20 protein-coding genes, 2 tRNA genes and 4 rRNA genes are annotated in these 25,685 nt (G+C 52.4%); 13 read left to right on the top strand and 13 right to left on the bottom strand.

Features of this window, described 5'->3' with window-relative positions; translation table 11 throughout:
* The first annotated feature begins 116 nt into the window (after positions 1-116).
* The 5 genes from V4835_RS02535 to V4835_RS02515 all read left to right on the top strand — a co-directional run bounded on the left by V4835_RS02535 (position 117) and on the right by V4835_RS02515 (position 5,034).
* Positions 117-857 (top strand): carbonic anhydrase, encoded by a 741-nt coding sequence (locus V4835_RS02535; protein WP_331411126.1) that lies wholly within the window; start codon positions 117-119, stop codon positions 855-857.
* Positions 858-1,187: 330 nt separating this feature from the next.
* On the top strand, positions 1,188-2,153 hold the full coding sequence (gene dusB, locus V4835_RS02530) for a tRNA dihydrouridine synthase DusB (protein ID WP_023309409.1): 966 nt from the start codon (positions 1,188-1,190) through the stop codon (positions 2,151-2,153).
* A gap of 23 nt (positions 2,154-2,176) precedes the next feature.
* A complete protein-coding gene (gene fis / locus V4835_RS02525; RefSeq protein ID WP_000462905.1) occupies positions 2,177-2,473 on the top strand; it encodes a DNA-binding transcriptional regulator Fis in 297 nt (98 codons plus the stop codon).
* Between the two features lie 177 nt (positions 2,474-2,650).
* Entirely contained in the window at positions 2,651-2,815 is a 165-nt protein-coding gene (locus V4835_RS02520) for a DUF2556 family protein (protein WP_008502862.1), read from the top strand.
* A 137-nt stretch (positions 2,816-2,952) separates the two neighbouring features.
* Positions 2,953-5,034: a putative bifunctional diguanylate cyclase/phosphodiesterase gene (locus tag V4835_RS02515; RefSeq protein ID WP_063143611.1), complete on the top strand. Its 2,082-nt coding sequence runs from the start codon at positions 2,953-2,955 to the stop codon at positions 5,032-5,034.
* On the opposite strand, the gene envR is transcribed toward V4835_RS02515, so the two are convergent.
* The gene (gene envR / locus V4835_RS02510; protein ID WP_331411125.1) at positions 4,950-5,669 is read right to left on the bottom strand and encodes an acrEF/envCD operon transcriptional regulator; all 720 of its coding nucleotides are present in this window, start codon (positions 5,667-5,669) and stop codon (positions 4,950-4,952) included. The genes V4835_RS02515 and envR overlap by 85 nt on opposite strands.
* Before the next feature lie 388 nt (positions 5,670-6,057).
* Here envR and V4835_RS02505 point away from each other — a divergent pair, with 388 nt between their 5' ends.
* The 7 genes from V4835_RS02505 to V4835_RS02475 all read left to right on the top strand — a co-directional run bounded on the left by V4835_RS02505 (position 6,058) and on the right by V4835_RS02475 (position 15,474).
* A complete protein-coding gene (locus tag V4835_RS02505; protein WP_331411124.1) occupies positions 6,058-7,197 on the top strand; it encodes an efflux RND transporter periplasmic adaptor subunit in 1,140 nt (379 codons plus the stop codon).
* A gap of 11 nt (positions 7,198-7,208) precedes the next feature.
* The gene (locus V4835_RS02500; protein WP_331411123.1) at positions 7,209-10,322 is read left to right on the top strand and encodes an efflux RND transporter permease subunit; all 3,114 of its coding nucleotides are present in this window, start codon (positions 7,209-7,211) and stop codon (positions 10,320-10,322) included.
* A 303-nt stretch (positions 10,323-10,625) separates the two neighbouring features.
* Positions 10,626-10,847 carry a lipoprotein gene (locus V4835_RS02495; protein WP_063143613.1) on the top strand — a complete coding sequence of 74 codons (222 nt, stop codon included), beginning with the start codon at positions 10,626-10,628 and terminating at the stop codon, positions 10,845-10,847.
* A 473-nt stretch (positions 10,848-11,320) separates the two neighbouring features.
* The gene (locus tag V4835_RS02490) at positions 11,321-12,346 is read left to right on the top strand and encodes an amino acid ABC transporter substrate-binding protein (protein WP_023333654.1); all 1,026 of its coding nucleotides are present in this window, start codon (positions 11,321-11,323) and stop codon (positions 12,344-12,346) included.
* Positions 12,347-12,413: 67 nt separating this feature from the next.
* Positions 12,414-13,595 (top strand): amino acid ABC transporter permease, encoded by a 1,182-nt coding sequence (locus V4835_RS02485; protein ID WP_331411122.1) that lies wholly within the window; start codon positions 12,414-12,416, stop codon positions 13,593-13,595.
* Between the two features lie 9 nt (positions 13,596-13,604).
* Positions 13,605-14,708, top strand: coding sequence for an amino acid ABC transporter permease (locus V4835_RS02480; protein ID WP_331411121.1), 1,104 nt, complete (start codon positions 13,605-13,607; stop codon positions 14,706-14,708).
* Positions 14,709-14,715: 7 nt separating this feature from the next.
* The gene (locus V4835_RS02475) at positions 14,716-15,474 is read left to right on the top strand and encodes an amino acid ABC transporter ATP-binding protein (protein WP_014171880.1); all 759 of its coding nucleotides are present in this window, start codon (positions 14,716-14,718) and stop codon (positions 15,472-15,474) included.
* Positions 15,475-15,580: 106 nt separating this feature from the next.
* Here V4835_RS02475 and rrf (V4835_RS02470) read toward each other — a convergent pair.
* From rrf (V4835_RS02470) to V4835_RS02445, 6 genes are all read right to left on the bottom strand, one after another.
* Positions 15,581-15,696: ribosomal RNA gene (rrf, locus tag V4835_RS02470) — 5S ribosomal RNA — on the bottom strand.
* Positions 15,697-15,739: 43 nt separating this feature from the next.
* Positions 15,740-15,815 (bottom strand) — tRNA-Thr (locus V4835_RS02465).
* Between the two features lie 14 nt (positions 15,816-15,829).
* Positions 15,830-15,945: ribosomal RNA gene (gene rrf / locus V4835_RS02460) — 5S ribosomal RNA — on the bottom strand.
* 73 nt (positions 15,946-16,018) lie between these two features.
* Positions 16,019-18,925 (bottom strand): 23S ribosomal RNA (locus tag V4835_RS02455).
* A gap of 192 nt (positions 18,926-19,117) precedes the next feature.
* Positions 19,118-19,193 (bottom strand) — tRNA-Glu (locus V4835_RS02450).
* Between the two features lie 85 nt (positions 19,194-19,278).
* A 16S ribosomal RNA gene (locus V4835_RS02445) occupies positions 19,279-20,818 on the bottom strand.
* The 16S, 23S and 5S rRNA genes sit together here with 2 tRNA genes alongside, the layout of an rRNA operon.
* A gap of 472 nt (positions 20,819-21,290) precedes the next feature.
* Between V4835_RS02445 and V4835_RS02440 the strand changes: the two genes are divergently transcribed.
* Positions 21,291-21,845, top strand: a complete 555-nt coding sequence (locus tag V4835_RS02440) for a gamma carbonic anhydrase family protein (RefSeq protein ID WP_331411120.1) — start codon at positions 21,291-21,293, stop codon at positions 21,843-21,845.
* Here V4835_RS02440 and V4835_RS02435 read toward each other — a convergent pair.
* Genes V4835_RS02435 through dprA form a run of 6 tightly spaced genes read right to left on the bottom strand, consistent with a single transcriptional unit; the run spans position 21,821 to position 25,604 of the window.
* A complete protein-coding gene (locus V4835_RS02435) occupies positions 21,821-22,069 on the bottom strand; it encodes a DUF1488 domain-containing protein (RefSeq protein ID WP_331411119.1) in 249 nt (82 codons plus the stop codon). The genes V4835_RS02440 and V4835_RS02435 overlap by 25 nt on opposite strands.
* Entirely contained in the window at positions 22,066-22,884 is an 819-nt protein-coding gene (aroE, locus tag V4835_RS02430) for a shikimate dehydrogenase (RefSeq protein ID WP_331411118.1), read from the bottom strand. The genes V4835_RS02435 and aroE overlap by 4 nt, the downstream gene beginning before the upstream one ends.
* Positions 22,885-22,888: 4 nt before the next feature.
* A complete protein-coding gene (gene tsaC / locus V4835_RS02425; RefSeq protein WP_023309444.1) occupies positions 22,889-23,461 on the bottom strand; it encodes an L-threonylcarbamoyladenylate synthase type 1 TsaC in 573 nt (190 codons plus the stop codon).
* Positions 23,454-24,008, bottom strand: a complete 555-nt coding sequence (locus tag V4835_RS02420; protein ID WP_331411117.1) for a DNA topoisomerase family protein — start codon at positions 24,006-24,008, stop codon at positions 23,454-23,456. The genes tsaC and V4835_RS02420 overlap by 8 nt, the downstream gene beginning before the upstream one ends.
* 26 nt (positions 24,009-24,034) lie before the next feature.
* Positions 24,035-24,508 carry a DUF494 family protein Smg gene (smg, locus tag V4835_RS02415; RefSeq protein ID WP_008503477.1) on the bottom strand — a complete coding sequence of 158 codons (474 nt, stop codon included), beginning with the start codon at positions 24,506-24,508 and terminating at the stop codon, positions 24,035-24,037.
* On the bottom strand, positions 24,480-25,604 hold the full coding sequence (gene dprA, locus V4835_RS02410; RefSeq protein WP_331411116.1) for a DNA-protecting protein DprA: 1,125 nt from the start codon (positions 25,602-25,604) through the stop codon (positions 24,480-24,482). Before dprA ends, smg begins: the two co-directional genes overlap by 29 nt.
* Positions 25,605-25,685 lie beyond the last annotated feature (81 nt).

The following is a 25,685-nucleotide window of genomic DNA, read 5'->3' as shown; positions in this document are numbered from 1 at the left end:
GTCATCTGACCACGCCTCTCCCCCTTTGATAATCCTCTCTCCCCCGGTCATTCTTCGGTAAAATAACCCTACAAATCACGTTGATTTGTATTATAAAAATTCACCGGAAGAATATGATGAAACACATTACTGGCAAGGCAGCGCTGCTGGCGCTGAGCATGATCTCGGCTTCAGCATTTGCATCACACTGGAGCTACGAAGGAGAAGGTTCGCCGGAACACTGGGGCGAGCTGGACGAGGCATACAAGACCTGTCAAAGCGGAATGAACCAGTCTCCCATTAATATTGATTCGACCGCTAACGCCCACCTCTCCCCGCTACAAACCCACTACATTGATGGCCCTGTTACGCTGACAAACAACGGCCATACCATTCAGGCAAGTGAACAGGCTGACACCCGCGATACCCTTACTCTTGATAAGCAAACCTGGACGTTACAGCAGTTCCATTTCCACGCGCCGAGCGAAAACACCGTTCATGGCAAAAAATATGCGATGGAAATGCATCTGGTTCATAAAAATGCCGGTGGAGAACTGACGGTGGTGGCGGTCATGTTTGATAAAGGGGCCGCAAACCCGGAGCTTGAAAAACTGTGGCGCGTTATGCCTCAGCAGGCCGAGCAGAACGTCTCCATCAAACAGGATCTTAACCTGAATAAACTGCTGCCAAAAAATAAAACGTACTGGCGCTTTAGCGGTTCATTGACCACCCCTCCGTGTTCAGAAGGCGTCACCTGGATTGTGCTAAAGCAGCCCCTGACGGTTTCTGCAGAACAGCTTGATAAATTCACCCATACAATGCATCACGATAATAACCGGCCGGTACAGTCGCTGCATGGGCGCGTAGTGGTCGAATAAGACGCATTTTTCGCATGACGATCATGTTCTAAAATGCGACGCAGATCGCAAAGAAGTGGGGAAATCTGCTGCTAAAAACAGCAGATTATCCCGCTTCAGCGAAGCATTTATTCAGAAATGATGAGAAGTTACGGGAAATTGTAAGCGCCTATAAAATAACCATTATCGTATAACATAATGATTTAAATAATGAATAATTTTGAACAGGAAGATTGAGCGGCGATTCCTTGATCTACAACAGTGGATTGTTCAAAGTTTGGCCTTTCATCTCGTGCAAAAAATGCGTAATATACGCCGCCTTGCAGTCACAGTATGGTCATTTCTTAACTCATGCGCATCGGACACCACCAGCTTAGAAATCGCCTGATCGCAGCCCCTATGGCAGGTATTACAGACCGGCCGTTCAGGACGCTGTGCTATGAGATGGGAGCCGGTTTAACCGTATCCGAGATGATGTCGTCTAACCCGCAGGTTTGGGAAAGCGATAAATCCCGCCTTCGGATGGTGCACGTTGATGAACCAGGTATTCGCACCGTGCAAATTGCCGGAAGCGTGCCTGAAGAGATGGCAGATGCCGCGCGGATTAACGTGGAAAGTGGTGCCCAGATTATTGATATCAATATGGGGTGCCCGGCCAAAAAGGTGAATCGCAAGCTTGCAGGTTCAGCCCTTCTGCAATACCCCGACCAGGTGAAAGCTATCCTGACGGCGGTTGTCAGCGCAGTGGACGTTCCTGTTACGTTGAAGATTCGCACGGGTTGGTCGCCGGAACACCGTAACTGTGTAGAGATTGCCCAACTGGCCGAAGACTGTGGCATTCAGGCCCTGACCATTCATGGACGCACTCGCGCCTGTTTGTTCAACGGTGAAGCTGAATACGACAGCATTCGGGCAGTTAAGCAGAAAGTTTCCATTCCGATTATCGCGAATGGCGACATAACTGACCCGCTTAAAGCCAGAGCTGTACTCGACTATACGGGAGCTGATGCTCTGATGATAGGACGTGCAGCTCAGGGAAGACCCTGGATCTTCCGGGAAATCCAGCATTATCTGGACACTGGGGAGCTGCTTGCCCCGCTGCCTCTGGCAGAGGTTAAGCGCTTGCTTTGTTCGCATGTTCGGGAACTGCATGACCACTACGGCCAGGCAAAAGGGTACCGAATTGCGCGTAAACACGTCTCCTGGTATCTCCAGGAGCACGCTCCAGATGACCAGTTTCGGCGCACATTCAACGCCATAGAGGATGCCAGCGTACAGCTGGAGGCGTTGGAGGCATACTTCGAAAATCTTGCGTAATGAAATAAAGAGCTGACAGAACTATGTTCGAACAACGCGTAAATTCTGACGTACTGACCGTTTCTACCGTTAACTCTCAGGACCAGGTAACTCAAAAGCCCCTGCGTGACTCGGTTAAACAGGCACTGAAGAACTATTTTGCTCAACTGAACGGTCAGGATGTTAATGACCTGTATGAGCTGGTACTGGCTGAAGTTGAACAGCCACTGTTGGACATGGTGATGCAATACACCCGCGGTAACCAAACCCGCGCTGCGCTGATGATGGGTATCAACCGTGGTACTCTGCGTAAGAAACTGAAAAAATACGGCATGAACTGATACTAATCAGTTAAATGCTTGTTTAAAAAGGCGCTCTTCGGCATGGGGAAGCGCCTTTTTTATTACCTGCGCCTCTCCGTCAACGCATTGTAAACCTTCGCTTATCCCGCTTTTCAACCACGGTTTTTCGTGTATATTTCCCCCACCTTACTGGCGTTCTTCTCGCGGAATGACACAATGATTCGTAAATACTGGTGGCTGGTTGTCTTTGCAATCTCCGTTCTCATTTTCGATGCACTCCTGATGCAGTGGATTGAACTGATGAGCACCGAAACCGATAAGTGTCGCAATATGAACTCCGTCAATCCGCTGAAACTCGTGAACTGCTCCGAACTCGACTAACCGCACGATTACGCCAGCCCCCGTTATTACCCACTAAAAACGGGGATTTAAATCCCTTTGAGCCATTACCTGACGGTGATAATGTCTCGCCCTTCTTAACCGCTCTAGCGTAACCCCACACTCGAGTAGAACCGTTCATGCTGGTCAGCCAATACAACCATATCCTTGTCGTCCTCTCCTTTGTTGTTGCCATCCTTGCGGCGTATACCGCGCTGAACATGGCTGCACGCGTCGCCGGGAGTGAGGGCGTCGCTGCCCGCGTCTGGCTGGCTGGCGGCGGTATTGCAATGGGCATTGGCGTGTGGGCCATGCATTTTATCGGCATGCTGGCGATGGACCTCTCCATGAGCATGAGCTACAACGCCACCCTGACGGTGTTATCCATGGTCATCGCCGTGGGTTCGTCGCTGTTTGCGCTATGGCTCGTGAGCTGCGAGCAATTACGTTTACGCCGACTGCTGCCCGGCGCGCTGGTGATGGGCAGCGGTATTGTTGCTATGCATTACACCGGCATGGCGGCGCTGGAAGTGATGCCCGGGATTATCTGGGACAAGGTCTGGGTGGCCATTTCGATCGCGATTGCGCTTGCCGCTTCGCTCGCGGCATTATGGCTGACCTTCCGCCTGCGGCGAGAAGCCGCACAGGTCGTGTTGATGCGCATGGGGGCCGCCATCACGATGGGGATTGCCATTGCCGGAATGCACTATGCCGGGATGAAAGCGGCGCAGTTTCCAATGTCCACAATGGTTCATCATGAGGGGATTAACGGGAGCTGGCTGGCGGTGCTGGTTAGCGTCGTCGCGCTCTCTATTCTGGGGATCACCCTGCTGGTGTCGATGCTGGATGCCCGCCTTCAGGCACGTACCGCCCTTCTGGCTTCATCGCTGGCAGAAGCTAACCGGGAACTTGCTCAACTGGCGCTGCACGATACCCTGACGCGCCTGCCCAACCGTATCCTGCTGGAAGACAGACTCGATCAGGCCATCAGCAAAGCCGATCGTGAAGGGAACCACTTTGCCCTGATGTTCATGGATCTCGACGGCTTTAAAGCTATCAATGACGCCTATGGCCATGATGTCGGTGACAAGCTGCTGGTCGCCGTAACGCAGCGTCTGCTGCTTCTCCTGAAAGGCCAGTTCACCCTTGCACGTATCGGCGGTGATGAGTTTGTTCTGCTGGCCGAGGGAGAAGGTCCGGACGACGCGGCATCGCTGGCGAATTCGCTGGTCCGCGCGATCGATAGCCCGTTCAATCTCGGCCCTTATGAACTGGTGGTGACCCTCAGCATTGGTATCGCGCTGTATCCTCACGACGGTAAAACCGAGCGTGAGCTGATGTTTAACGCCGACGCGGCGATGTATCACACGAAGCATATGGGTCGTAACGGTTACCACTTTTTCCAGCCCTCCATGAACACCCTGGCGCAGACCCATCTCCAGTTAATGAACGATCTGTGGATGGCGCTCGATCGCAATGAACTGCGCCTGCTGTATCAGCCAAAATTTCACGCCCCCGCGGGTCCTGTCCTCGGATTCGAGGCGTTATTGCGCTGGCAGCATCCTAAACAGGGGTTACTGACGCCGGACCTTTTTCTGCCGCTAGCGGAAAAAACGGGGCTGATCATCCCCATTGGCAACTGGGTGATTAATGAAGCCTGTCGCCAGCTGCGGGAATGGCATCTTCAGGGGCATCAAAGCTGGTCAATGGCGGTAAACCTGTCGACACTGCAGTTTGAACAACCCTCGCTGGTTAAAACGGTTCTCGACTGCCTGGCTCTTCACCGTGTGCCACCGGAAATGTTGATCCTCGAAGTGACGGAAACCACGGCGATGAGCAATCCGGATGAGAGCGTACGAGTGCTGACAGAGCTGACGGATGCGGGCGTGAAGGCCTCCATTGATGATTTTGGCACCGGATATTCGAGCCTGCTGTACCTCAAACGCTTACCGGCCTGTGAATTGAAAATCGACAGGGCGTTTGTGAAAGAGCTCAGCGGCGAAAGCGAGGATGCCACTATTGTCTCAGCGATTGTGGCCCTCGCTAAAACCCTTAACCTGAAGGTCGTCGCTGAAGGTGTGGAAACCGAAGCACAGCAGGCCTTTTTAACCGAGCTGGGCTGTAACACCCTTCAGGGTTATCTGTTAGGTAAACCCGCCAGCGCGCAGACCATCGAAGCACTTTGTGCCCGAGGGGAAATGTTACCTGGCGCTGAGCTGTAAGCCCCCTCATCAGGCGACACGCGAATGACAGGAAGTGTCGCCAGTATGCTATCGACCAGAGCAGGTGCCTGCTGATAAAGATTAAAACTGTCGTTATTCATTAACCAGTTTTTAATTATTCCGCTAAAAAAACCGTGGAATACGATCAAGGTGAGATCAACATTCACCTTTGGCGAAATGATATTGCGCGAAATACAGGTCTCCAGCGTGGCGCGTAGCGTGTCATCATTGAATCCAATACGCTTTCTGATTTCACGCTCTGAAATCATATCACTGCTAAATTCACACTTATGATAGAGAATTTGTAAAAGCGCACATTGCCGGGGTTCATGGGCAATATACTGCAGCGCGGTAATAAATTGCTCACGAAGTTTTAACAATGGATCGTCACTATCGGAAAGGGAAAGCCTGTCGCGAATAATGTCACGAAGCGGTAATTGCTGCTCCCAGATGGCATTAAATATTTCTGATTTACTGGTGAAGTGCCAGTAGATCGCGCCGCGCGTCACCTTTGCAGCATCAGCGATATCCGTCAGCGTCGTGCTGGCTACGCCACGCGTCGCAAACTGTGCGATAGCCGCCTCAATCAGCTGCTGCCGGGTTTGTTGAGCCTCTTCTTTCTTTTTACGCGCCATAGGCAACCACTCGTTACTCGCAAGGTTGAAAGGTAATAGTGCATTCATGCAAATGTAAGTATTCACTAAAATCCGTTTTAATTTTGCACAAAAAAAGTCAATCCGCTTAATTTATAATTAAGGCAAATACATCAAATCAATTAAATTCACGAAATGAATAATTAGACAACATTAAACGCATTTACCTGATTAACATGCCTGAAGTATATCCCCGAATGGTTCAGGTCTGATTCTGATTTTTTTCTACAAGCATGGTCATTCGCACTTATAAATTAAAAAACATTAAATACCCTCATTATTATACGCAGCTACATTTTATTTTTTATCCCTCTGCCCCAGATACCGATTCGCGGCATATATCGGTTAATGGGTATTTAAAGGAACAGTAATGACGAATCATTTCAGACGCTTGCCCTTATCCGGTTTCATTGTCTGCGCGGTACTGCTCACTGGATGCGATGGTCAGGAAAATCAACAACAACACCTGCAGGCGCCTCAGGTCAGCGTGCATATTGTGAAAAGCGCGCCTCTGGCTGTCACCACTGAACTCCCGGGCAGAACAGATGCATTTCGCGTTGCGGAGGTTCGTCCTCAGGTTAGCGGCATAATCCTTCGCCGCAACTTCGCGGAAGGTAGCGATGTAAAAGCGGGTGATTCACTTTACCAGATTGATCCTGCGACCTATCAGGCAGCCTATGACAGCGCGAAAGGCGAACTGGCGAAGGCTCAGGCGGCGGCCAATATTGCACACCTGACGGTAAAACGTTATCTCCCGCTGGTAGGCACCCAGTATGTCAGTAAGCAGGAGTATGACCAGGCCGTGGCGACGGCTCAGCAGGCAGATGCCAGCGTTGTTGCTGCAAAAGCCGGCGTTGAAAGCGCACGTATCAACCTTGCCTACACCAAAGTGACCTCTCCTGTTGATGGCCGTATCGGGAAATCCAGCGTGACAGAAGGGGCGCTGGTGACGAACGGACAAGCTGCAGCACTGGCAACGGTCCAGCAGCTCGATCCGATTTATGTCGATGTCACACAGTCCAGTAATGATTTTATGCGCCTGAAACAGACGAGTCTGCAAAAAGGCGATACCGCCAGCAGCGTCGAACTGCTGATGGAAAACGGTCAGCCCTATCCGCTGAAAGGCACATTGCAGTTCTCTGACGTCACGGTCGATGAAAGTACCGGCTCGATTACCCTGCGCGCCATTTTCCCGAACCCTCAGCATCTGCTGTTACCCGGCATGTTTGTTCGCGCCCGCATTGATGAAGGCACCCAGCCGGACGCAATTCTGGTTCCACAACAAGGCGTGACCCGTACGCCGCGAGGCGATGCAACCGTGCTGGTGGTGAACGATAAAAACCAGGTTGAGCCGCGAACCGTCGTGGCCCCTCAGGCAATTGGCGATCGCTGGCTGGTGACGGAAGGGCTGAAAAATGGTGACCGCGTGATTGTCAGCGGGCTACAGAAAGTCAGACCAGGGGTAACCGTCGTCGCCACGCCGGATACCACAACGACTCCTACCGGTTAAGGGACGACGACATGGCTAATTTCTTTATTCAGAGACCGGTTTTCGCCTGGGTACTTGCCATCATTTTGATGATTGCAGGCGGGCTGGCCATTATCAAACTCCCCGTCGCACAGTATCCAACCATTGCTCCTCCCGCCGTGGCGATTTCCGCGACCTACCCGGGAGCGGACGCTCAAACGGTGCAGGATACCGTGACCCAGGTTATCGAACAGAATATGAACGGTATCGATAACCTGATGTATATGTCCTCCACCAGCGATTCAGCGGGTAACGTCACCATCACCCTGACCTTCGAGTCAGGAACCGACCCGGACATCGCTCAGGTGCAGGTGCAGAACAAGCTGCAGCTCGCCATGCCGCTGCTGCCGCAAGAGGTTCAGCAGCAAGGGATTGGCGTGGAGAAATCCAGCAGCAGCTTCCTGCTGGTCGCCGGTTTTGTTTCAGACAACAAAAGCCTCACGCAGAACGACATCTCTGACTATGTCGCCTCAAACGTCAAAGATGCCATCAGCCGAACGTCTGGCGTCGGTGACGTTCAGCTGTTTGGCGCTCAGTACGCGATGCGCATCTGGCTCGACAGCAACGCGATGAACAAATACCAGCTGACGCCGCTGGATATTATCAACCAGTTGAAAACGCAGAACGATCAGATAGCGGCAGGCCAGCTGGGCGGAACGCCGTCCATTCCAGGGCAGCAGCTGAATGCCTCGATCATTGCGCAAACCCGCCTGAAATCACCGGAGGAGTTTGGCCGCGTGACGCTCAAGGTGAACCAGGACGGCTCGATGGTTCATCTGAAGGACGTGGCCCGCATTGAGCTGGGTGGCGAAAACTACAACATGGTCACTAAAATCAACGGGCAGGCGGCAACCGGTCTGGGGATTAAGCTGGCAACCGGGGCAAATGCGCTGGACACCGCAGCAGCCATAAAGAGCAAGCTGGCGCAACTGCAGCAGTTCTTTCCACAGGGGCTGAAGGTTGTTTATCCCTATGACACCACGCCTTTTGTAAAAATCTCCATCCACGAAGTGGTGAAGACCCTGTTTGAAGCGATCGTTCTCGTCTTCCTGGTCATGTACCTGTTCCTGCAAAACCTGCGTGCGACGCTCATCCCGACTATCGCGGTGCCGGTCGTTCTGCTGGGTACCTTTGCGGTTCTGGCGGCGTTTGGTTTCTCCATCAATACCCTGACGATGTTCGGCATGGTGCTGGCGATAGGTCTGCTGGTCGATGACGCTATCGTGGTCGTTGAGAACGTTGAACGTGTCATGGTCGAGGACAAGCTGCCGCCGAAAGAGGCCACGCAGAAGTCGATGGAGCAGATCCAGGGCGCACTGGTGGGGATCGCCATGGTGCTCTCGGCGGTCTTTATTCCGATGGCCTTTTTTGGCGGCTCGACGGGGGCGATCTATCGCCAGTTCTCGCTGACTATCGTTTCCGCTATGGCGTTGTCCGTACTGGTGGCGCTCATCCTGACGCCCGCCCTCTGTGCAACGTTGCTTAAGCCCGTATCCGGCGACCACCATGAGAAGAAAGGTGGCCTCTTTGGTTGGTTTAATGCGCTTTTTGATAAGAGCGTGGAGCATTACAGCAACAGCGTGAGCGGTATTTTGCGTAAGACAGGACGCTACCTGGTGGTGTACGTCATTATTGTCGGTGGGATGGCGGTGCTCTTCCTGCGCTTGCCCACCTCCTTCCTGCCCGAAGAGGATCAGGGGGTGTTTATGACGATGGTTCAACTCCCGGCGGGTGCAACCCAGACGCGAACTCAGCAGGTCCTCGACCAGGTTCAGGACTACTATCTGAACAAAGAGAAGGCGAACGTTGAATCCGTCTTTACCGTTAACGGCTTTAGCTTTAGCGGCCAGGGTCAGAACTCCGGTATGGCATTCGTCAGCCTGAAGCCCTGGGAGGAGCGCCCGGGGGCGGAAAATGGCGTCGAAGCCATTGTGGGTCGCGCGACGAAAGCCTTCAGTCAGATTAAAGATGGCCTTGTGTTCCCGTTTAACCTGCCTGCAATTATTGAGCTGGGTACCGCCACGGGCTTCGACTTTGAATTGATCGATCAGGCCAACCTGGGGCATACCCAGCTGACGCAGGCGCGTAACCAACTGCTCAGCATGGTGAAAGAGCACCCTGACCTGCTGGTTCGCGTGCGCCCTAACGGTCTTGAAGATACGCCTCAGTTCAAGCTGGATGTCGATCAGGAGAAAGCGCAGGCGCTGGGCGTCAGTCTTTCTGACGTCAACCAGACGATTTCGACGGCCTTAGGTGGCACCTATGTGAACGACTTTATCGATCATGGACGAGTGAAAAAGGTCTACGTACAGGCCGACGCAAAATTCCGTATGTTGCCAGGAGATATTAACAACCTTTACGTGCGCAGCGCGAATGGGGAAATGGTCCCGTTCTCAGCGTTTAGCAACGCTCACTGGGTCTATGGTTCACCTCGCCTGGAGCGCTATAACGGGATGCCCTCTATGGAGATCCTGGGTGAATCAGCCCCGGGTAAAAGTACCGGTGAGGCCATGGTTATGATGGAAAGTCTCGCGGCAAAACTGCCTTCCGGCATCGGCTATGACTGGACGGGAATGTCTTATCAGGAGCGGCTCTCGGGTAACCAGGCGCCTGCACTGTACGCCATTTCGCTGATCGTGGTGTTCCTGTGTCTGGCAGCGCTATATGAAAGCTGGTCCATTCCGTTCTCCGTTATGCTGGTTGTACCGCTGGGGGTCATTGGGGCTCTTCTCGCAGCGTCGCTGCGCGGGCTAAATAATGACGTCTATTTCCAGGTCGGACTGCTGACGACGATTGGTTTATCGGCGAAAAACGCCATCCTGATCGTCGAATTTGCTAAAGACCTGATGGATAAAGAAGGCAAAGGCATTATTGAAGCCACGCTGGAAGCTTCCAGGATGCGACTTCGACCAATCCTGATGACGTCTCTGGCCTTTATCCTTGGCGTCATGCCGCTGGTGATCAGCACCGGGGCCGGGAGCGGCGCGCAAAACGCCGTCGGTACGGGCGTTATGGGGGGAATGCTTTCCGCAACGCTTTTGGCGATTTTCTTCGTGCCCGTCTTCTTTGTGGTTGTTCGGCGACGGTTTACTCACCATAAAGAGTAATGTTTCCCTGAAAAGGCACCTACGGTGCCTTTTTTATTTTTAACATAAACAATAAATTAGGCTTTACATAAAGGCAGTGTTAAAACATGATGATTTGCATTAAGTAAAAACAGCCCCTTACATCTTCATAATGTCTCCATTAATTCCTCCTTAAACCGACTTTTCTCCACGATTTTTACAAACTACATAATTTGAGATTATTCCTCGTGTAACGAGGACTTACCCCGGTGGTAAAATAACCTCCAGTTCGTTAATAGCCCTCCTGGCTTTATGGCGGATGAGAAATAATACTGAGGTAACATCATGAAAAGATTCATTTCCGTTGCACTTCTCGCTGCGCTGCTTGCTGGTTGCGCGCACGACTCTCCATGTGTACCGGTTTACGACGATCAGGGCCGACTGGTTCATACCAATACATGTGTGAAAGGCACCACCCAGGATAACTGGGAGACTGCGGGTGCTATCGCCGGCGGTGCTGCCGCAGTAGCAGGTTTGACGCTGGGTATTGTTGCCCTGACGAAGTAACATCCGTTGAGAAAGCGCGGCTATAGCCGCGCTTTTGCTTTTAATGAGTGCAGTATTTTCAAATAAGTAAAAAAATAGCCCCGTATTTATTCAAGTAATTAATTCAAGCCTGAAGTCAGTCACAACTTTTTCGCATACTCATTCAAATTACTTATTCTATCGTGATGATTTTCACACATTAATATTATTGAATACCCTGCCAATATTCACCCTGGAAACTATCTCTTCTTTTTCCTGACCCGACTCAAAACTTTTGCTCCGATTTGTGGCACAGGTTGTAATTTCGCACCGTTTCGGGGCGCTCGTTTTATTTAAGCCTGTCTACACTCAGCATTAAGCGTTCACTCGTCTCTTATTTTGTCGAACGCAAAACTGGCATTACGTTTGCTTTATAAACGTTGGCCAAAGCCACAGACAGGTTAAGCGTTTAAAAACGCCTCTATAACGATAAATTTCGCCACACAGGATGCATTATGAAAAAGACGATGATAGCCAGCCTGGCCGCTGCAGGCATGTTGTTTGCCGTAGCCGGTCAAGCCCATGCGGGAACGACACTGGATGCCGTTAAAAAGAAAGGTTTTGTTCAATGTGGTATCAGTGACGGTTTGCCTGGCTTCTCTTATGCCGATGCGAACGGCAAATTTACCGGTATTGATGTAGATGTCTGCCGTGGCGTTGCAGCCGCCGTTTTTGGCGATGACAGCAAAGTAAAATACACCCCGCTGACGGCGAAAGAACGCTTTACGGCGCTTCAGTCCGGCGAGGTCGACATGCTCTCCCGTAATACCACCTGGACTTCCTCCCGTGATGCAGGCATGGGGATGTCATTTACGGGCGTGACCTATTATGACGGCATCGGCTTCCTGACCCACAATAAAGCAGGCCTGAAAAGCGCTAAGGAACTGGATGGTGCCACCGTTTGTATCCAGGCGGGCACCGATACCGAGCTGAACGTCGCGGATTATTTCAAAGCAAACAACATGAAATACACCCCGGTGACCTTCGACCGCTCGGATGAATCCGCTAAAGCGCTGGAATCCGGCCGTTGTGACACGCTGGCCTCTGACCAGTCACAGCTGTATGCCTTACGTATTAAGCTGAGCAACCCGGCAGAGTGGATTGTCCTGCCTGAAGTGATCTCAAAAGAACCTCTCGGCCCCGTCGTTCGTCGCGGCGATGAAGACTGGTTCTCCATTGTTCGCTGGACGCTGTTTGCCATGCTGAACGCAGAAGAGATGGGCATCAACTCTAAAAACGTTGATGAGAAAGCCGCTAAGCCATCCAACCCGGATATGGCACACCTGCTCGGTAAAGAAGGTGATTTCGGCAAGGATCTGAAGCTGGATAACAAGTGGGCTTACAACATCATCAAACAGGTGGGCAACTACTCTGAGATCTTTGAGCGCAACGTGGGATCGGAAAGCCCGCTGAAGATCAAACGCGGCCAGAACAATCTCTGGAACAACGGCGGTATTCAGTACGCGCCACCAGTACGTTAAGTCATAGCTGTAACGGGCACTGCTCAGGCAGTGCCCACTCCAGAGTCATGGTTACTGAGGTTTCTTTATGTCCCATCGCCGCTCAGCCGTAAAAGGATCGCTATCCTTTTCTCATCCCGCGGTCCGCGCCTGGCTATTCCAGATTATTGCTATTGTTGCGGTTGTTCTCATCGCCGTGTATCTCATCCATAACACCATCACCAACCTGAATAATCGCGGCATTACTTCCGGTTTCGCGTTTTTAGATCGCAGCGCGGGGTTTGGTATTGTTCAGCACCTTATTGATTACCAGGAAGGTGACACCTACGGACGCGTGTTCGTAGTCGGTTTACTGAATACGCTGTTGGTATCGGCGCTTTGTATCGTCTTCGCGTCGATACTGGGCTTCTTTATTGGCCTGGCGCGTCTTTCTGAAAACTGGCTCCTGCGGAAACTGTCGACTGTTTATATTGAGACGTTCCGCAATATCCCCCCGCTGCTGCAGATCTTCTTCTGGTATTTCGCCGTACTGCGTAACCTTCCCGGTCCCCGCCAGGCCGTCGACGCGTTTGAGCTGTTTTTCCTGAGTAACCGTGGGTTGTCCATTCCTTCTCCTCAGACAGCTGAAGGACTGTACGCTTTCATTGGCGCGATTGTGATAGCGCTTGCTCTCTCTGCTGGTGTATTCCGTTTTAACCGCAAGCATCAGATCAAAACCGGTCAGCTTCGTAGAACCTGGCCAACGGCAGTCGTTCTGATCGTTAGCCTGCCGCTAATCGCGCACTGGCTGTTTGGGGCCGCGCTGCACTGGGACATTCCACATCTGCGTGGCTTTAACTTTCAGGGCGGGATGGTATTAATTCCCGAGCTGGCAGCCCTGACGCTGGCGCTGTCGATTTATACGTCCGCGTTTATCGCAGAGATTATCCGTGCAGGGATACAGGCCGTACCTTATGGACAGCACGAGGCGGCACGCTCACTGGGATTACCCCATACCGTGACGCTTCGCCAGGTCATCATTCCCCAGGCTTTGCGGGTCATCATTCCGCCCCTGACCAGCCAGTATCTCAATATTGTCAAAAACTCGTCGCTGGCCGCTGCCATTGGTTACCCGGATATGGTGTCACTCTTCGCCGGAACCGTGCTTAACCAGACCGGACAAGCGATTGAAACCATCGCCATCACGATGTCTGTCTACCTGATCATCAGCCTGGTGATTTCACTGCTGATGAACCTTTATAACCGTCGTATAGCACTGGTCGAGCGCTAAGGATCTATGATGACAAAAGCGATACTGTCGCACTCCTCGCGCCCTGCCAAGTCGACAGGTGGACGTTTCGTTCTCTGGGCGCGTAAGAATCTTTTCTCCAGCTGGAGTAACAGCCTGCTGACGATTGTCTGCCTGTGGCTCATGTGGGAATTGATTCCTCCCCTGCTGAACTGGGCGTTTTTACAGGCAAACTGGGTCGGTTCAACCCGATCAGACTGCACAAAAGCCGGCGCCTGCTGGGTGTTTATTCATGAGCGCTTCGGCCAGTTCATGTATGGATTGTATCCCCATGAACAGCGCTGGCGGATTAATCTGGCGCTGGTTATCGGCCTGGTTTCTATTGCAGCCATGTTCTGGAAAAAGCTGCCTCATCGTGGACGCTATATTGCCGCCTGGGCAGTGGTTTATCCGATTATCGTCTGGGCGCTGTTGTACGGCGGTTTCCTTGGGCTAGAACGCGTTGAAACACGCCAGTGGGGCGGGCTGACGCTGACGCTGATTATCGCTTCAGTGGGGATAGCCGGTGCGCTACCGTGGGGGATTTTACTGGCCCTGGGACGGCGTTCAAAAATGCCGATCGTCCGCGTGCTCTCCGTTATCTTCATTGAGTTCTGGCGCGGCGTACCGCTTATTACCGTTCTGTTTATGTCGTCGGTCATGCTGCCGCTGTTTATGGCAGAAGGTACCACCATCGACAAGCTGATCCGTGCCCTGGTGGGGGTGATTCTCTTCCAGTCCGCCTATGTCGCTGAAGTTGTGCGAGGTGGTTTGCAGGCGTTACCTAAAGGCCAGTACGAAGCGGCGGAATCACTGGCTCTCGGTTACTGGAAAACGCAGGGGCTGGTCATTCTTCCACAAGCACTCAAGCTGGTCATCCCGGGTCTGGTCAACACGATCATTGCCCTCTTCAAGGATACCAGCCTGGTGATCATTATTGGATTGTTCGATCTCTTTAGCAGCGTGCAACAGGCAACCGTTGACCCTGTCTGGCTGGGTATGTCCACCGAAGGATATGTCTTTGCAGCTCTGATCTACTGGATCTTTTGTTTTAGCATGTCGCGCTACAGCCAGCATCTGGAAAAGCGCTTTAACACCGGGCGTACACCGCACTGAGGAAATTATGAGCCAAATAACTATGACACCCGCCGACGCGATGATTACGCTGGAAAATGTGAATAAATGGTACGGACAATTTCATGTCCTGAAGGACATTAATCTTAAGGTAAAGCAGGGGGAGCGCATTGTCCTTTGCGGCCCTTCTGGCTCCGGGAAATCCACAACCATTCGCTGTATTAATCATCTTGAAGAACATCAGCAAGGACGCATTGTGGTTGATGGCATCGAGCTGAATGAAGATATCCGCAATATCGAACGCGTACGTCAGGAAGTGGGAATGGTATTTCAGCACTTTAATCTGTTTCCGCACCTGACCGTTCTGCAGAACTGTACGCTTGCGCCAATTTGGGTACGAAAGATGCCGAAAAAGGAAGCGGAGGCATTAGCCATGCACTACCTGGAGCGCGTACGTATCGCAGAGCATGCCAATAAGTTTCCTGGCCAGATATCGGGTGGCCAACAGCAGCGTGTGGCTATCGCCCGTTCGCTGTGCATGAAACCGAAAATTATGCTGTTTGATGAACCAACATCTGCCCTGGATCCGGAAATGGTGAAAGAGGTTCTGGACACCATGATTGGGCTGGCGCAATCCGGTATGACCATGCTGTGTGTGACGCATGAGATGGGGTTTGCGCGAACCGTGGCCGACCGGGTGATCTTTATGGATCGCGGGGAGATTGTTGAGCAGGCACCGCCGGATGAGTTCTTTGCGCATCCGAAGTCAGAACGCACGCGAGCATTCCTGTCGCAGGTGATTCATTAGTCGTTTGCTCTGCCGGGTGGCGGCTTCGCCTTACCCGGCCTACCGTTTTTTCTGCGCATAAACGCAAAAAGGCCATCCTTTCGGATGGCCTTTTCACTTATTTGATGTCTGGCAGTTCCCTACTCTCACATGGGGAGACCCCACACTACCATCGGCGCTACGGCGTTTCACTTCTGAGTTCGGCATGGGGTCAGGTGGGACCACCGCGCTAAAGCCGCCAGACAAATTCTTTTACTTCTTGCCGAACTTTAACCTAAGTATAAAGTGGTGCTGATACCCAGAGTCGAACTGGGGACCTCACCCTTACCAAGGGTGCGCTCTACCAACTGAGCCATATCAGCACGCTAAATTTGATGCCTGGCAGTTCCCTACTCTCACATGGGGAGACCCCACACTACCATCGGCGCTACGGCGTTTCACTTCTGAGTTCGGCATGGGGTCAGGTGGGACCACCGCGCTAAAGCCGCCAGGCAAATTCTGTTAAATCTGTATCAGGCTGAAATTGATTGTCTGTCTCTCGTCGCCGAAACAGCTTCGGCGTTGTAAGGTTAAGCCTCACGGTTCATTAGTATCGGTTAGCTCAACGCATCGCTGCGCTTACACACCCGGCCTATCAACGTCGTAGTCTTCAACGTTCCTTCAGGACTCTCAAGGAGTCAGGGAGAACTCATCTCGGGGCAAGTTTCGTGCTTAGATGCTTTCAGCACTTATCTTTTCCGCATTTAGCTACCGGGCAATGCCATTGGCATGACAACCCGAACACCAGTGATGCGTCCACTCCGGTCCTCTCGTACTAGGAGCAGCCCCCCCTCAATTCTCCAGCGCCCACGGCAGATAGGGACCGAACTGTCTCACGACGTTCTAAACCCAGCTCGCGTACCACTTTAAATGGCGAACAGCCATACCCTTGGGACCTACTTCAGCCCCAGGATGTGATGAGCCGACATCGAGGTGCCAAACACCGCCGTCGATATGAACTCTTGGGCGGTATCAGCCTGTTATCCCCGGAGTACCTTTTATCCGTTGAGCGATGGCCCTTCCATTCAGAACCACCGGATCACTATGACCTGCTTTCGCACCTGCTCGAGCCGTCACTCTCGCAGTCAAGCTAGCTTATGCCATTGCACTAACCTCCTGATGTCCGACCAGGATTAGCTAACCTTCGTGCTCCTCCGTTACTCTTTGGGAGGAGACCGCCCCAGTCAAACTACCCACCAGACACTGTCCGCAACCCGGATTACGGGTCTACGTTAGAACACCAGCCATTAAAGGGTGGTATTTCAAGGTCGGCTCCACGCAGACTGGCGTCCACGCTTCAAAGCCTCCCACCTATCCTACACATCAAGGACCAGTGTTCAGTGTCAAGCTATAGTAAAGGTTCACGGGGTCTTTCCGTCTTGCCGCGGGTACACTGCATCTTCACAGCGAGTTCAATTTCACTGAGTCTCGGGTGGAGACAGCCTGGCCATCATTACGCCATTCGTGCAGGTCGGAACTTACCCGACAAGGAATTTCGCTACCTTAGGACCGTTATAGTTACGGCCGCCGTTTACCGGGGCTTCGATCAAGAGCTTCGCGTTGCCGCTAACCCCATCAATTAACCTTCCGGCACCGGGCAGGCGTCACACCGTATACGTCCACTTTCGTGTTTGCACAGTGCTGTGTTTTTAATAAACAGTTGCAGCCAGCTGGTATCTTCGACTGATTTCAGCTCCACCCGCAGGGGCTTCACCTACATATCAGCGTGCCTTCTCCCGAAGTTACGGCACCATTTTGCCTAGTTCCTTCACCCGAGTTCTCTCAAGCGCCTTGGTATTCTCTACCTGACCACCTGTGTCGGTTTGGGGTACGATTTCGTGTTACCTGATGCTTAGAGGCTTTTCCTGGAAGCAGGGCATTTGTTACTTCAGCACCGTAGTGCCTCGTCATCACACCTCAGCGTTAAAAGAGTTCCGGATTTACCTAAAACTCCCGCCTACATGCTTAAACCGGGACAACCGTCGCCCGGCTAACATAGCCTTCTCCGTCCCCCCTTCGCAGTAACACCAAGTACAGGAATATTAACCTGTTTCCCATCGACTACGCCTTTCGGCCTCGCCTTAGGGGTCGACTCACCCTGCCCCGATTAACGTTGGACAGGAACCCTTGGTCTTCCGGCGTGCGGGCTTTTCACCCGCATTATCGTTACTTATGTCAGCATTCGCACTTCTGATACCTCCAGCACCCCTCACAGGACACCTTCAACGGCTTACAGAACGCTCCCCTACCCAACAACGCATAAGCGTCGCTGCCGCAGCTTCGGTGCATGGTTTAGCCCCGTTACATCTTCCGCGCAGGCCGACTCGACCAGTGAGCTATTACGCTTTCTTTAAATGATGGCTGCTTCTAAGCCAACATCCTGGCTGTCTGTGCCTTCCCACATCGTTTCCCACTTAACCATGACTTTGGGACCTTAGCTGGCGGTCTGGGTTGTTTCCCTCTTCACGACGGACGTTAGCACCCGCCGTGTGTCTCCCGTGATAACATTCTTCGGTATTCGTAGTTTGCATCGGGTTGGTAAGCCGGGATGGCCCCCTAGCCGAAACAGTGCTCTACCCCCGAAGATGAGTTCACGAGGCGCTACCTAAATAGCTTTCGGGGAGAACCAGCTATCTCCCGGTTTGATTGGCCTTTCACCCCCAGCCACAAGTCATCCGCTAATTTTTCAACATTAGTCGGTTCGGTCCTCCAGTTAGTGTTACCCAACCTTCAACCTGCCCATGGCTAGATCACCGGGTTTCGGGTCTATACCCTGCAACTTAACGCCCAGTTAAGACTCGGTTTCCCTTCGGCTCCCCTATACGGTTAACCTTGCTACAGAATATAAGTCGCTGACCCATTATACAAAAGGTACGCAGTCACACCACGAAGGTGCTCCCACTGCTTGTACGTACACGGTTTCAGGTTCTTTTTCACTCCCCTCGCCGGGGTTCTTTTCGCCTTTCCCTCACGGTACTGGTTCACTATCGGTCAGTCAGGAGTATTTAGCCTTGGAGGATGGTCCCCCCATATTCAGACAGGATACCACGTGTCCCGCCCTACTCTTCGAGTTCACAGCCTGTGTGCTTTCGTGTACGGGACTGTCACCCTGTACCGTGCGACTTTCCAGACGCTTCCACTAACACACAAGCTGATTCAGACTCTGGGCTGCTCCCCGTTCGCTCGCCGCTACTGGGGGAATCTCGGTTGATTTCTTTTCCTCGGGGTACTTAGATGTTTCAGTTCCCCCGGTTCGCCTCGTTAACCTATGTATTCAGTTAACGATAGTGCAACGAATCACACTGGGTTTCCCCATTCGGACATCGCCGGGTCAAAGGTTCATATCACCTCGCCGGCGCTTTTCGCAGATTAGCACGTCCTTCATCGCCTCTGACTGCCAGGGCATCCACCGTGTACGCTTAGTCGCTTAACCTCACAACCCGAAGATGTTTCTTTCGATTCATCATCAAATTGCGAAAATTTGAGAGACTCGAACACACATAACATGTGTGTCGTTTCAATTTTCAGCTTGATCCAGATTTTTAAAGAGCAAATATCTCAAACGTCACCCGAAGATGAGTTTTGAGATATTAAGGCAGGTGACTTTCACTCACGAACCAGCAAGTGGCGTCCCCTAGGGGATTCGAACCCCTGTTACCGCCGTGAAAGGGCGGTGTCCTGGGCCTCTAGACGAAGGGGACACTGAAGTCTCAATCGCAAGACGCCTTGCTATTTACTTTTCATCAGACAATCTGTGTGAGCACTACAAAGGCAGGTTCTTTAAGGTAAGGAGGTGATCCAACCGCAGGTTCCCCTACGGTTACCTTGTTACGACTTCACCCCAGTCATGAATCACAAAGTGGTAAGCGCCCTCCCGAAGGTTAAGCTACCTACTTCTTTTGCAACCCACTCCCATGGTGTGACGGGCGGTGTGTACAAGGCCCGGGAACGTATTCACCGTAGCATTCTGATCTACGATTACTAGCGATTCCGACTTCATGGAGTCGAGTTGCAGACTCCAATCCGGACTACGACGCACTTTATGAGGTCCGCTTGCTCTCGCGAGGTCGCTTCTCTTTGTATGCGCCATTGTAGCACGTGTGTAGCCCTACTCGTAAGGGCCATGATGACTTGACGTCATCCCCACCTTCCTCCAGTTTATCACTGGCAGTCTCCTTTGAGTTCCCGGCCGGACCGCTGGCAACAAAGGATAAGGGTTGCGCTCGTTGCGGGACTTAACCCAACATTTCACAACACGAGCTGACGACAGCCATGCAGCACCTGTCTCAGAGTTCCCGAAGGCACCAATCCATCTCTGGAAAGTTCTCTGGATGTCAAGAGTAGGTAAGGTTCTTCGCGTTGCATCGAATTAAACCACATGCTCCACCGCTTGTGCGGGCCCCCGTCAATTCATTTGAGTTTTAACCTTGCGGCCGTACTCCCCAGGCGGTCGACTTAACGCGTTAGCTCCGGAAGCCACGCCTCAAGGGCACAACCTCCAAGTCGACATCGTTTACGGCGTGGACTACCAGGGTATCTAATCCTGTTTGCTCCCCACGCTTTCGCACCTGAGCGTCAGTCTTTGTCCAGGGGGCCGCCTTCGCCACCGGTATTCCTCCAGATCTCTACGCATTTCACCGCTACACCTGGAATTCTACCCCCCTCTACAAGACTCTAGCCTGCCAGTTTCGAATGCAGTTCCCAGGTTGAGCCCGGGGATTTCACATCCGACTTGACAGACCGCCTGCGTGCGCTTTACGCCCAGTAATTCCGATTAACGCTTGCACCCTCCGTATTACCGCGGCTGCTGGCACGGAGTTAGCCGGTGCTTCTTCTGCGGGTAACGTCAATTGCTGAGGTTATTAACCTCAACACCTTCCTCCCCGCTGAAAGTACTTTACAACCCGAAGGCCTTCTTCATACACGCGGCATGGCTGCATCAGGCTTGCGCCCATTGTGCAATATTCCCCACTGCTGCCTCCCGTAGGAGTCTGGACCGTGTCTCAGTTCCAGTGTGGCTGGTCATCCTCTCAGACCAGCTAGGGATCGTCGCCTAGGTGAGCCGTTACCCCACCTACTAGCTAATCCCATCTGGGCACATCTGATGGCAAGAGGCCCGAAGGTCCCCCTCTTTGGTCTTGCGACGTTATGCGGTATTAGCTACCGTTTCCAGTAGTTATCCCCCTCCATCAGGCAGTTTCCCAGACATTACTCACCCGTCCGCCGCTCGTCACCCAGGAGCAAGCTCCCTGTGTTACCGCTCGACTTGCATGTGTTAGGCCTGCCGCCAGCGTTCAATCTGAGCCATGATCAAACTCTTCAATTTAAGTTTGATGCTCGTGAATTAAACTTCGTAATGAATTACGTATGTTCACTCAGAGACTTGGTATTCATTTATTGTCCGAAGACATTAAGAATCCATGTCACTTTGAGTGCCCACACAGATTGTCTGATAAATTGTTAAAGAGCAGTGCAACGCGGCTTTCGCTCACCGTTGCGAGGTGGCGTATATTACGCTTTCCTCTTTCAGAGTCAACCCGTTATTTCAGGATTTTTTCTCTTCAACCGAACCGCTTGTTGTGTGAAGTGATTCACATCCGCCGTGTCGATGGAGGCGCATTATAGGGATCCCATTTTTTAGCACAAGTATTTTTTAGATCTTTTTTTCCGACTGCTGATTTTCCGCGCTTTTCGCTGAAATCCCGCCCGATTTGCTTAAATATTGACGTATTTTGCCTTACCTCGATCCATTACTATGATCAAAGTCTTCTGTATAGCGCTCATTGTTAGAGGTAGATATGCCCGCAGTATTACGTCCTTATAAAGATCTCTTCCCCCAAAAAGGCGATCGCGTGATGATCGATGCCAGCAGCGTGGTGATCGGTGATGTCCGAATGGCCGATGACGTCAGCATCTGGCCGCTCGTCGCCATCAGGGGAGATGTTAACTATGTGTCGATTGGTGCACGCACCAATATTCAGGACGGTAGCGTTCTGCATGTCACACACAAATCCTCCTATAACCCGGAGGGCAATCCCCTCATCATTGGAGAAGAGGTTACCGTCGGCCATAAAGTGATGCTTCACGGCTGTACTATCGGAAACCGGGTACTTGTTGGCATGGGGTCGATTTTGCTGGATGGCGTCATCGTAGAAGATGACGTAATGATTGGTGCCGGAAGCCTGGTCCCGCAGAACAAACGGCTCGAGAGCGGCTATCTCTATCTGGGAAGCCCGGTAAAACAGATCCGCCCCCTGAAGGAGGCAGAACTCGAAGGTTTAAAATACTCGGCGAACAACTACGTTAACTGGAAGAATGACTATTTGGATCAGGACAACCAAACCCAGCCCTGATCGTCTTCCTGCTGTTCGCGGATTAAATCGCTGGCTTCCTCTTCCAGATCCCAGCGATTTTCGCAGAATACCGCTATCGGGTCTGCACCGCCAAAACGACGCAGCAGGGTTTCCCCATGAATGGCACAGGTAAGTTGCATCCCCTGCACCAGCACCGGAAAACAGACCGCTTGTTTAGTCTCATCCCAGTTCTCTCTGTCCGGGAAATGAATAGCCTGGTTCACGCCGACAGCTCCTGCTTTAACTTTTCAATGACAGGTTCGACCGCAGGCAACACGCCATGCCAGAGCAGCACCGCATGCGCGGCCTGACCCACCAGCATTCCCAACCCATCGGCTAACTGTTTCGCGCCGTGTTGTTCGCACCAGTTAAGGAAAGGCGTTTTCCCTTTCTGATAAAACATGTCATAGAAGTACATATGCGCGTTGACCAGAGAAGCGGGAATTGCCGGGATCTCGCCATTAATGCCGCTGGACGTGGCATTGATGACAAGATCGAACTCACGATCGTCAAGATCGTCAAGCGCTACCGCGCTTACGCTGCCGGTATGCGCAAACAACGCCGCCAGCGCTTCTGCGCGGGAAAAGGTTCTGTTGGTAATGGTCACCGCGCAGTCCAGTGAAAGCAGAGGCAACAGTACTCCCCGCGATGCGCCACCCGCACCAATCAGCAGGACCCGGAACCCAGGCTTAATAAATGACAGTCGTTCCAGGTCGCTAAGTAAACCAATTCCGTCGGTGTTGTCACCCAAAAGGCGTCCATCCTCAAGCCGTTTTAGGGTATTGACTGCACCAGCCAATGAAGCACGCTCGGTCAGCTCATCCGCACGTTCGAAGGCTTCCTCTTTAAAAGGGACCGTCACATTCGCGCCTTTACCGCCCGCGGCGAAAAAAGCCTCCAGCGTTGGAATAAATGCATCCACCGGTGCCAGTACGCAACCATAGGGATGATTTATCTGCAGCTGCTTCGCAAATTGCTGATGGATCAACGGTGACTTGCTGTGTGCAATCGGATTACCAAAAACAGCATAGGTTTCCATGAGATTACCCCTGGCGAAAACGTTCGCCGGTCAAAGCGTCGCGAATTTCAGACGGATTCAGGCGCCCTCCCGTTTCACCGACAGCAACAGGGAAGTCATTCCCGAACTGCGCCAGTACTTCTTCGGTTGTCCGACAAGGCGGCAATCCGGTCAGGTTGGCGCTGGTTGAGACCAGCGGTTTACCAAACGCCAGACACAGCTCAACCACCAGCGGATGGTCAGTTACGCGAACGGCGAGGGAATCAAAGCGTCCGGTTAACCAGCGCGGCGTTGTCGGCTGCGCCGGGAAGACGAAGGTCACCGGTCCAGGCCACGCGGAGAAGATAGTCTCGCGCTGCGCTGGCGTCAGCATGGAGTCATCGATATAGGGTTTAAGCTGCTCGTAATTCGCAGCGATCAAAATCAGCCCTTTCTCGACGGGTCTTTGTTTTAAGGCAAGCAGACGGCTCACAGCCGTCTCGCTGTCAGGATCGCAACCGACCCCAAAAACAGCTTCAGTTGGATAGGCGATGACTTCTTCATTTTTCAGTACGTCCACTGCATGCGCAATGGAGCCTGATGGCAGGTTATTATTCACTATTTTGATCCGCCGTAACCGGCTTTCCACATTGTTTACTGGCGCAGAAGCGTTTCATGCCTTGCGCGGTTTTCTTCTCTATGAGTAGCGGATAATTGCAATGAGGGCAGGTTCCCGCTACCGGTTTAAAATTGATAACGAACTGGCATTCAGGATAGCGATCGCACGAATGGAAGGTCTTACCATAACGGGAGCGGCGCTGTACCAATTGACCGCGCTGACACTGAGGGCACGCAATTGCCGTTTCATCAGGCTTATCAATTTGTTCCGTATGTTCGCATTCCGGGTAGCGGCTACATCCAATAAACATGCCGAAACGCCCCTGACGCAGGGCTAATTCACCACCGCAGACTGGACAAAACTGCCCCTCCAGAATTTTAACGATATGTCCATCCGCCTGGCTTTTCAGGGGACGGACATACTCACATTCCGGATACTGTGAACAACCGAGAAACGGGCCGTGTTTCCCGGACCGAATAACAAGTTCAGCCCCGCACTGCGGGCAGGGCTCGTTTTTATGCACCGTGAATAGTGCTGATTTGGCCATAACAACTCTTGGTGCTGCACATTGAATTAGTGCAGCATACCTTCATTCACTTCAAAGAGTAATTCTTCCATTTGCTGATAGGCATTTTCACAGCCCGGGATATTAAACAGAACCATCAGGATCACCCACTTGAGATCTTCCAGTTCAAATTCTGCTGTATCCAGCGCCATGACGCGCTCTATCACCATTTCTCTCGTTTCGAGGTTCAGCACCTGAATCTGCTCAAGGAATAAGATGAACCCCCGGCAGCTGGCGTCCAGCCTTTCACACTCTTCTGCGGTATAAATGCGTACTGACAATGGGTCAGAAGCAAGCTGCATCGGTTCGGCGAGGCCTTCCTGATAATCAGCCAGTTTTTCCAGCCACATCAACGCATTATAGATATCTTCCCGCTCAAACCCCGCATCGGTAAGATCCTGTGTCAATTTGTCCTGATCCACTCGCATTTCTGCTTCGTTATGGATGTAAGTCTCAAACAAATACATCAGTACGTCGAACATGGCATGCCCTCCTTAATCGGACATAGCCGCCGGGTACAGCTGCGATCCACCCTGCTAACTCCAGTTCGAGTAGCTGTGCTACCGTTACTGGCACAGGTTGGCCGGCACGTTCAGCGACAACGTCAACAGGTGTTACCTCATCTCCTACGTTAGCCAGGAGCTTGGGAAATGGCAATGCCACCTTTCCCTGATCTGATGAATATTGTCGCTTTTCGGGATCTTCCTGCAGCCATTGCAACCCATATTGCAAATTTTCAAGAATATCCCCTACTTCCGTTACCGGTGTTGCCCCTTGCTTAATCAGCCAGTGGGGACCCTCGCATCCGGGGTTGCCTATCGGACCAGGCAAGGCGAAGACTTCTCGCCCCTGGTCGAGCGCGCATCGCGCCGTGACCAGCGAACCGCTTCTCCGCGCCGCTTCAACGACCAGCACACCTTTGCTAAGCCCGCTGATAATGCGATTACGACGCGGAAAGTTTGCCGGCCTGGGCTGCGCGGAAAGCGGAAACTCAGACACTATCGCGCCGTCAGATTCAATAAGCCGCATCGCCAATACCTGATGTCGGCGCGGATAAATGCTAAAAAGACCGTTCCCCAGCACCGCTACACTTCGTCCTTTCACTGACAGCGCCGCGCTGTGGGCAACGCCGTCAATACCGCAGGCCAGCCCACTGGTGATCGTAAAACCGCTTTGTGACAGTTGTTCGCACAGGATTTTCCCCCATCGCTCGCCGTACCATGACGGCGCACGACTGCCGACCACCGCCAGTTGAACCGCATTAAGCGCCTCAGGGTTACCTTTTACGAATAATGCCCCGGGATAATCAGGAATCGTTCGGAGCAAAGGGGGATAAAGCGGATGGTTGGCCGTCAATAAGTGATTTCCCGGCTGCTCAAGCCACATCAGGCTACGTTCCAGCTCGCTCTCGTCTGGCGCAAAGAACCGTTCAGCCTGCTTTGCCGTCAGTCCGGCGTTCCTGGCGACGAGCGCATCAATATTCTCCTGCTTCTGCAGTCGCGCAGCCGCTTCCAGCATTACATCACCACACAGAGACCCTGTGTGTATTAGCCGTAGCCATATCTCGATAGACGTCATCCTTTCCCCTGCCATAAGCGGCTTCCGCAATCATTGCGATTGGTCACTGATGCTGTCAATCGATGGGGGATTTGTCTAGAA

Origin of the sequence: Enterobacter cloacae complex sp. CARB60 (genome assembly GCF_036487345.1) — a bacterium.
Classification (GTDB): Bacteria; Pseudomonadota; Gammaproteobacteria; order Enterobacterales; family Enterobacteriaceae; genus Enterobacter; species Enterobacter asburiae_D.
This window is presented reverse-complemented; position numbering and strand designations above follow the sequence as displayed.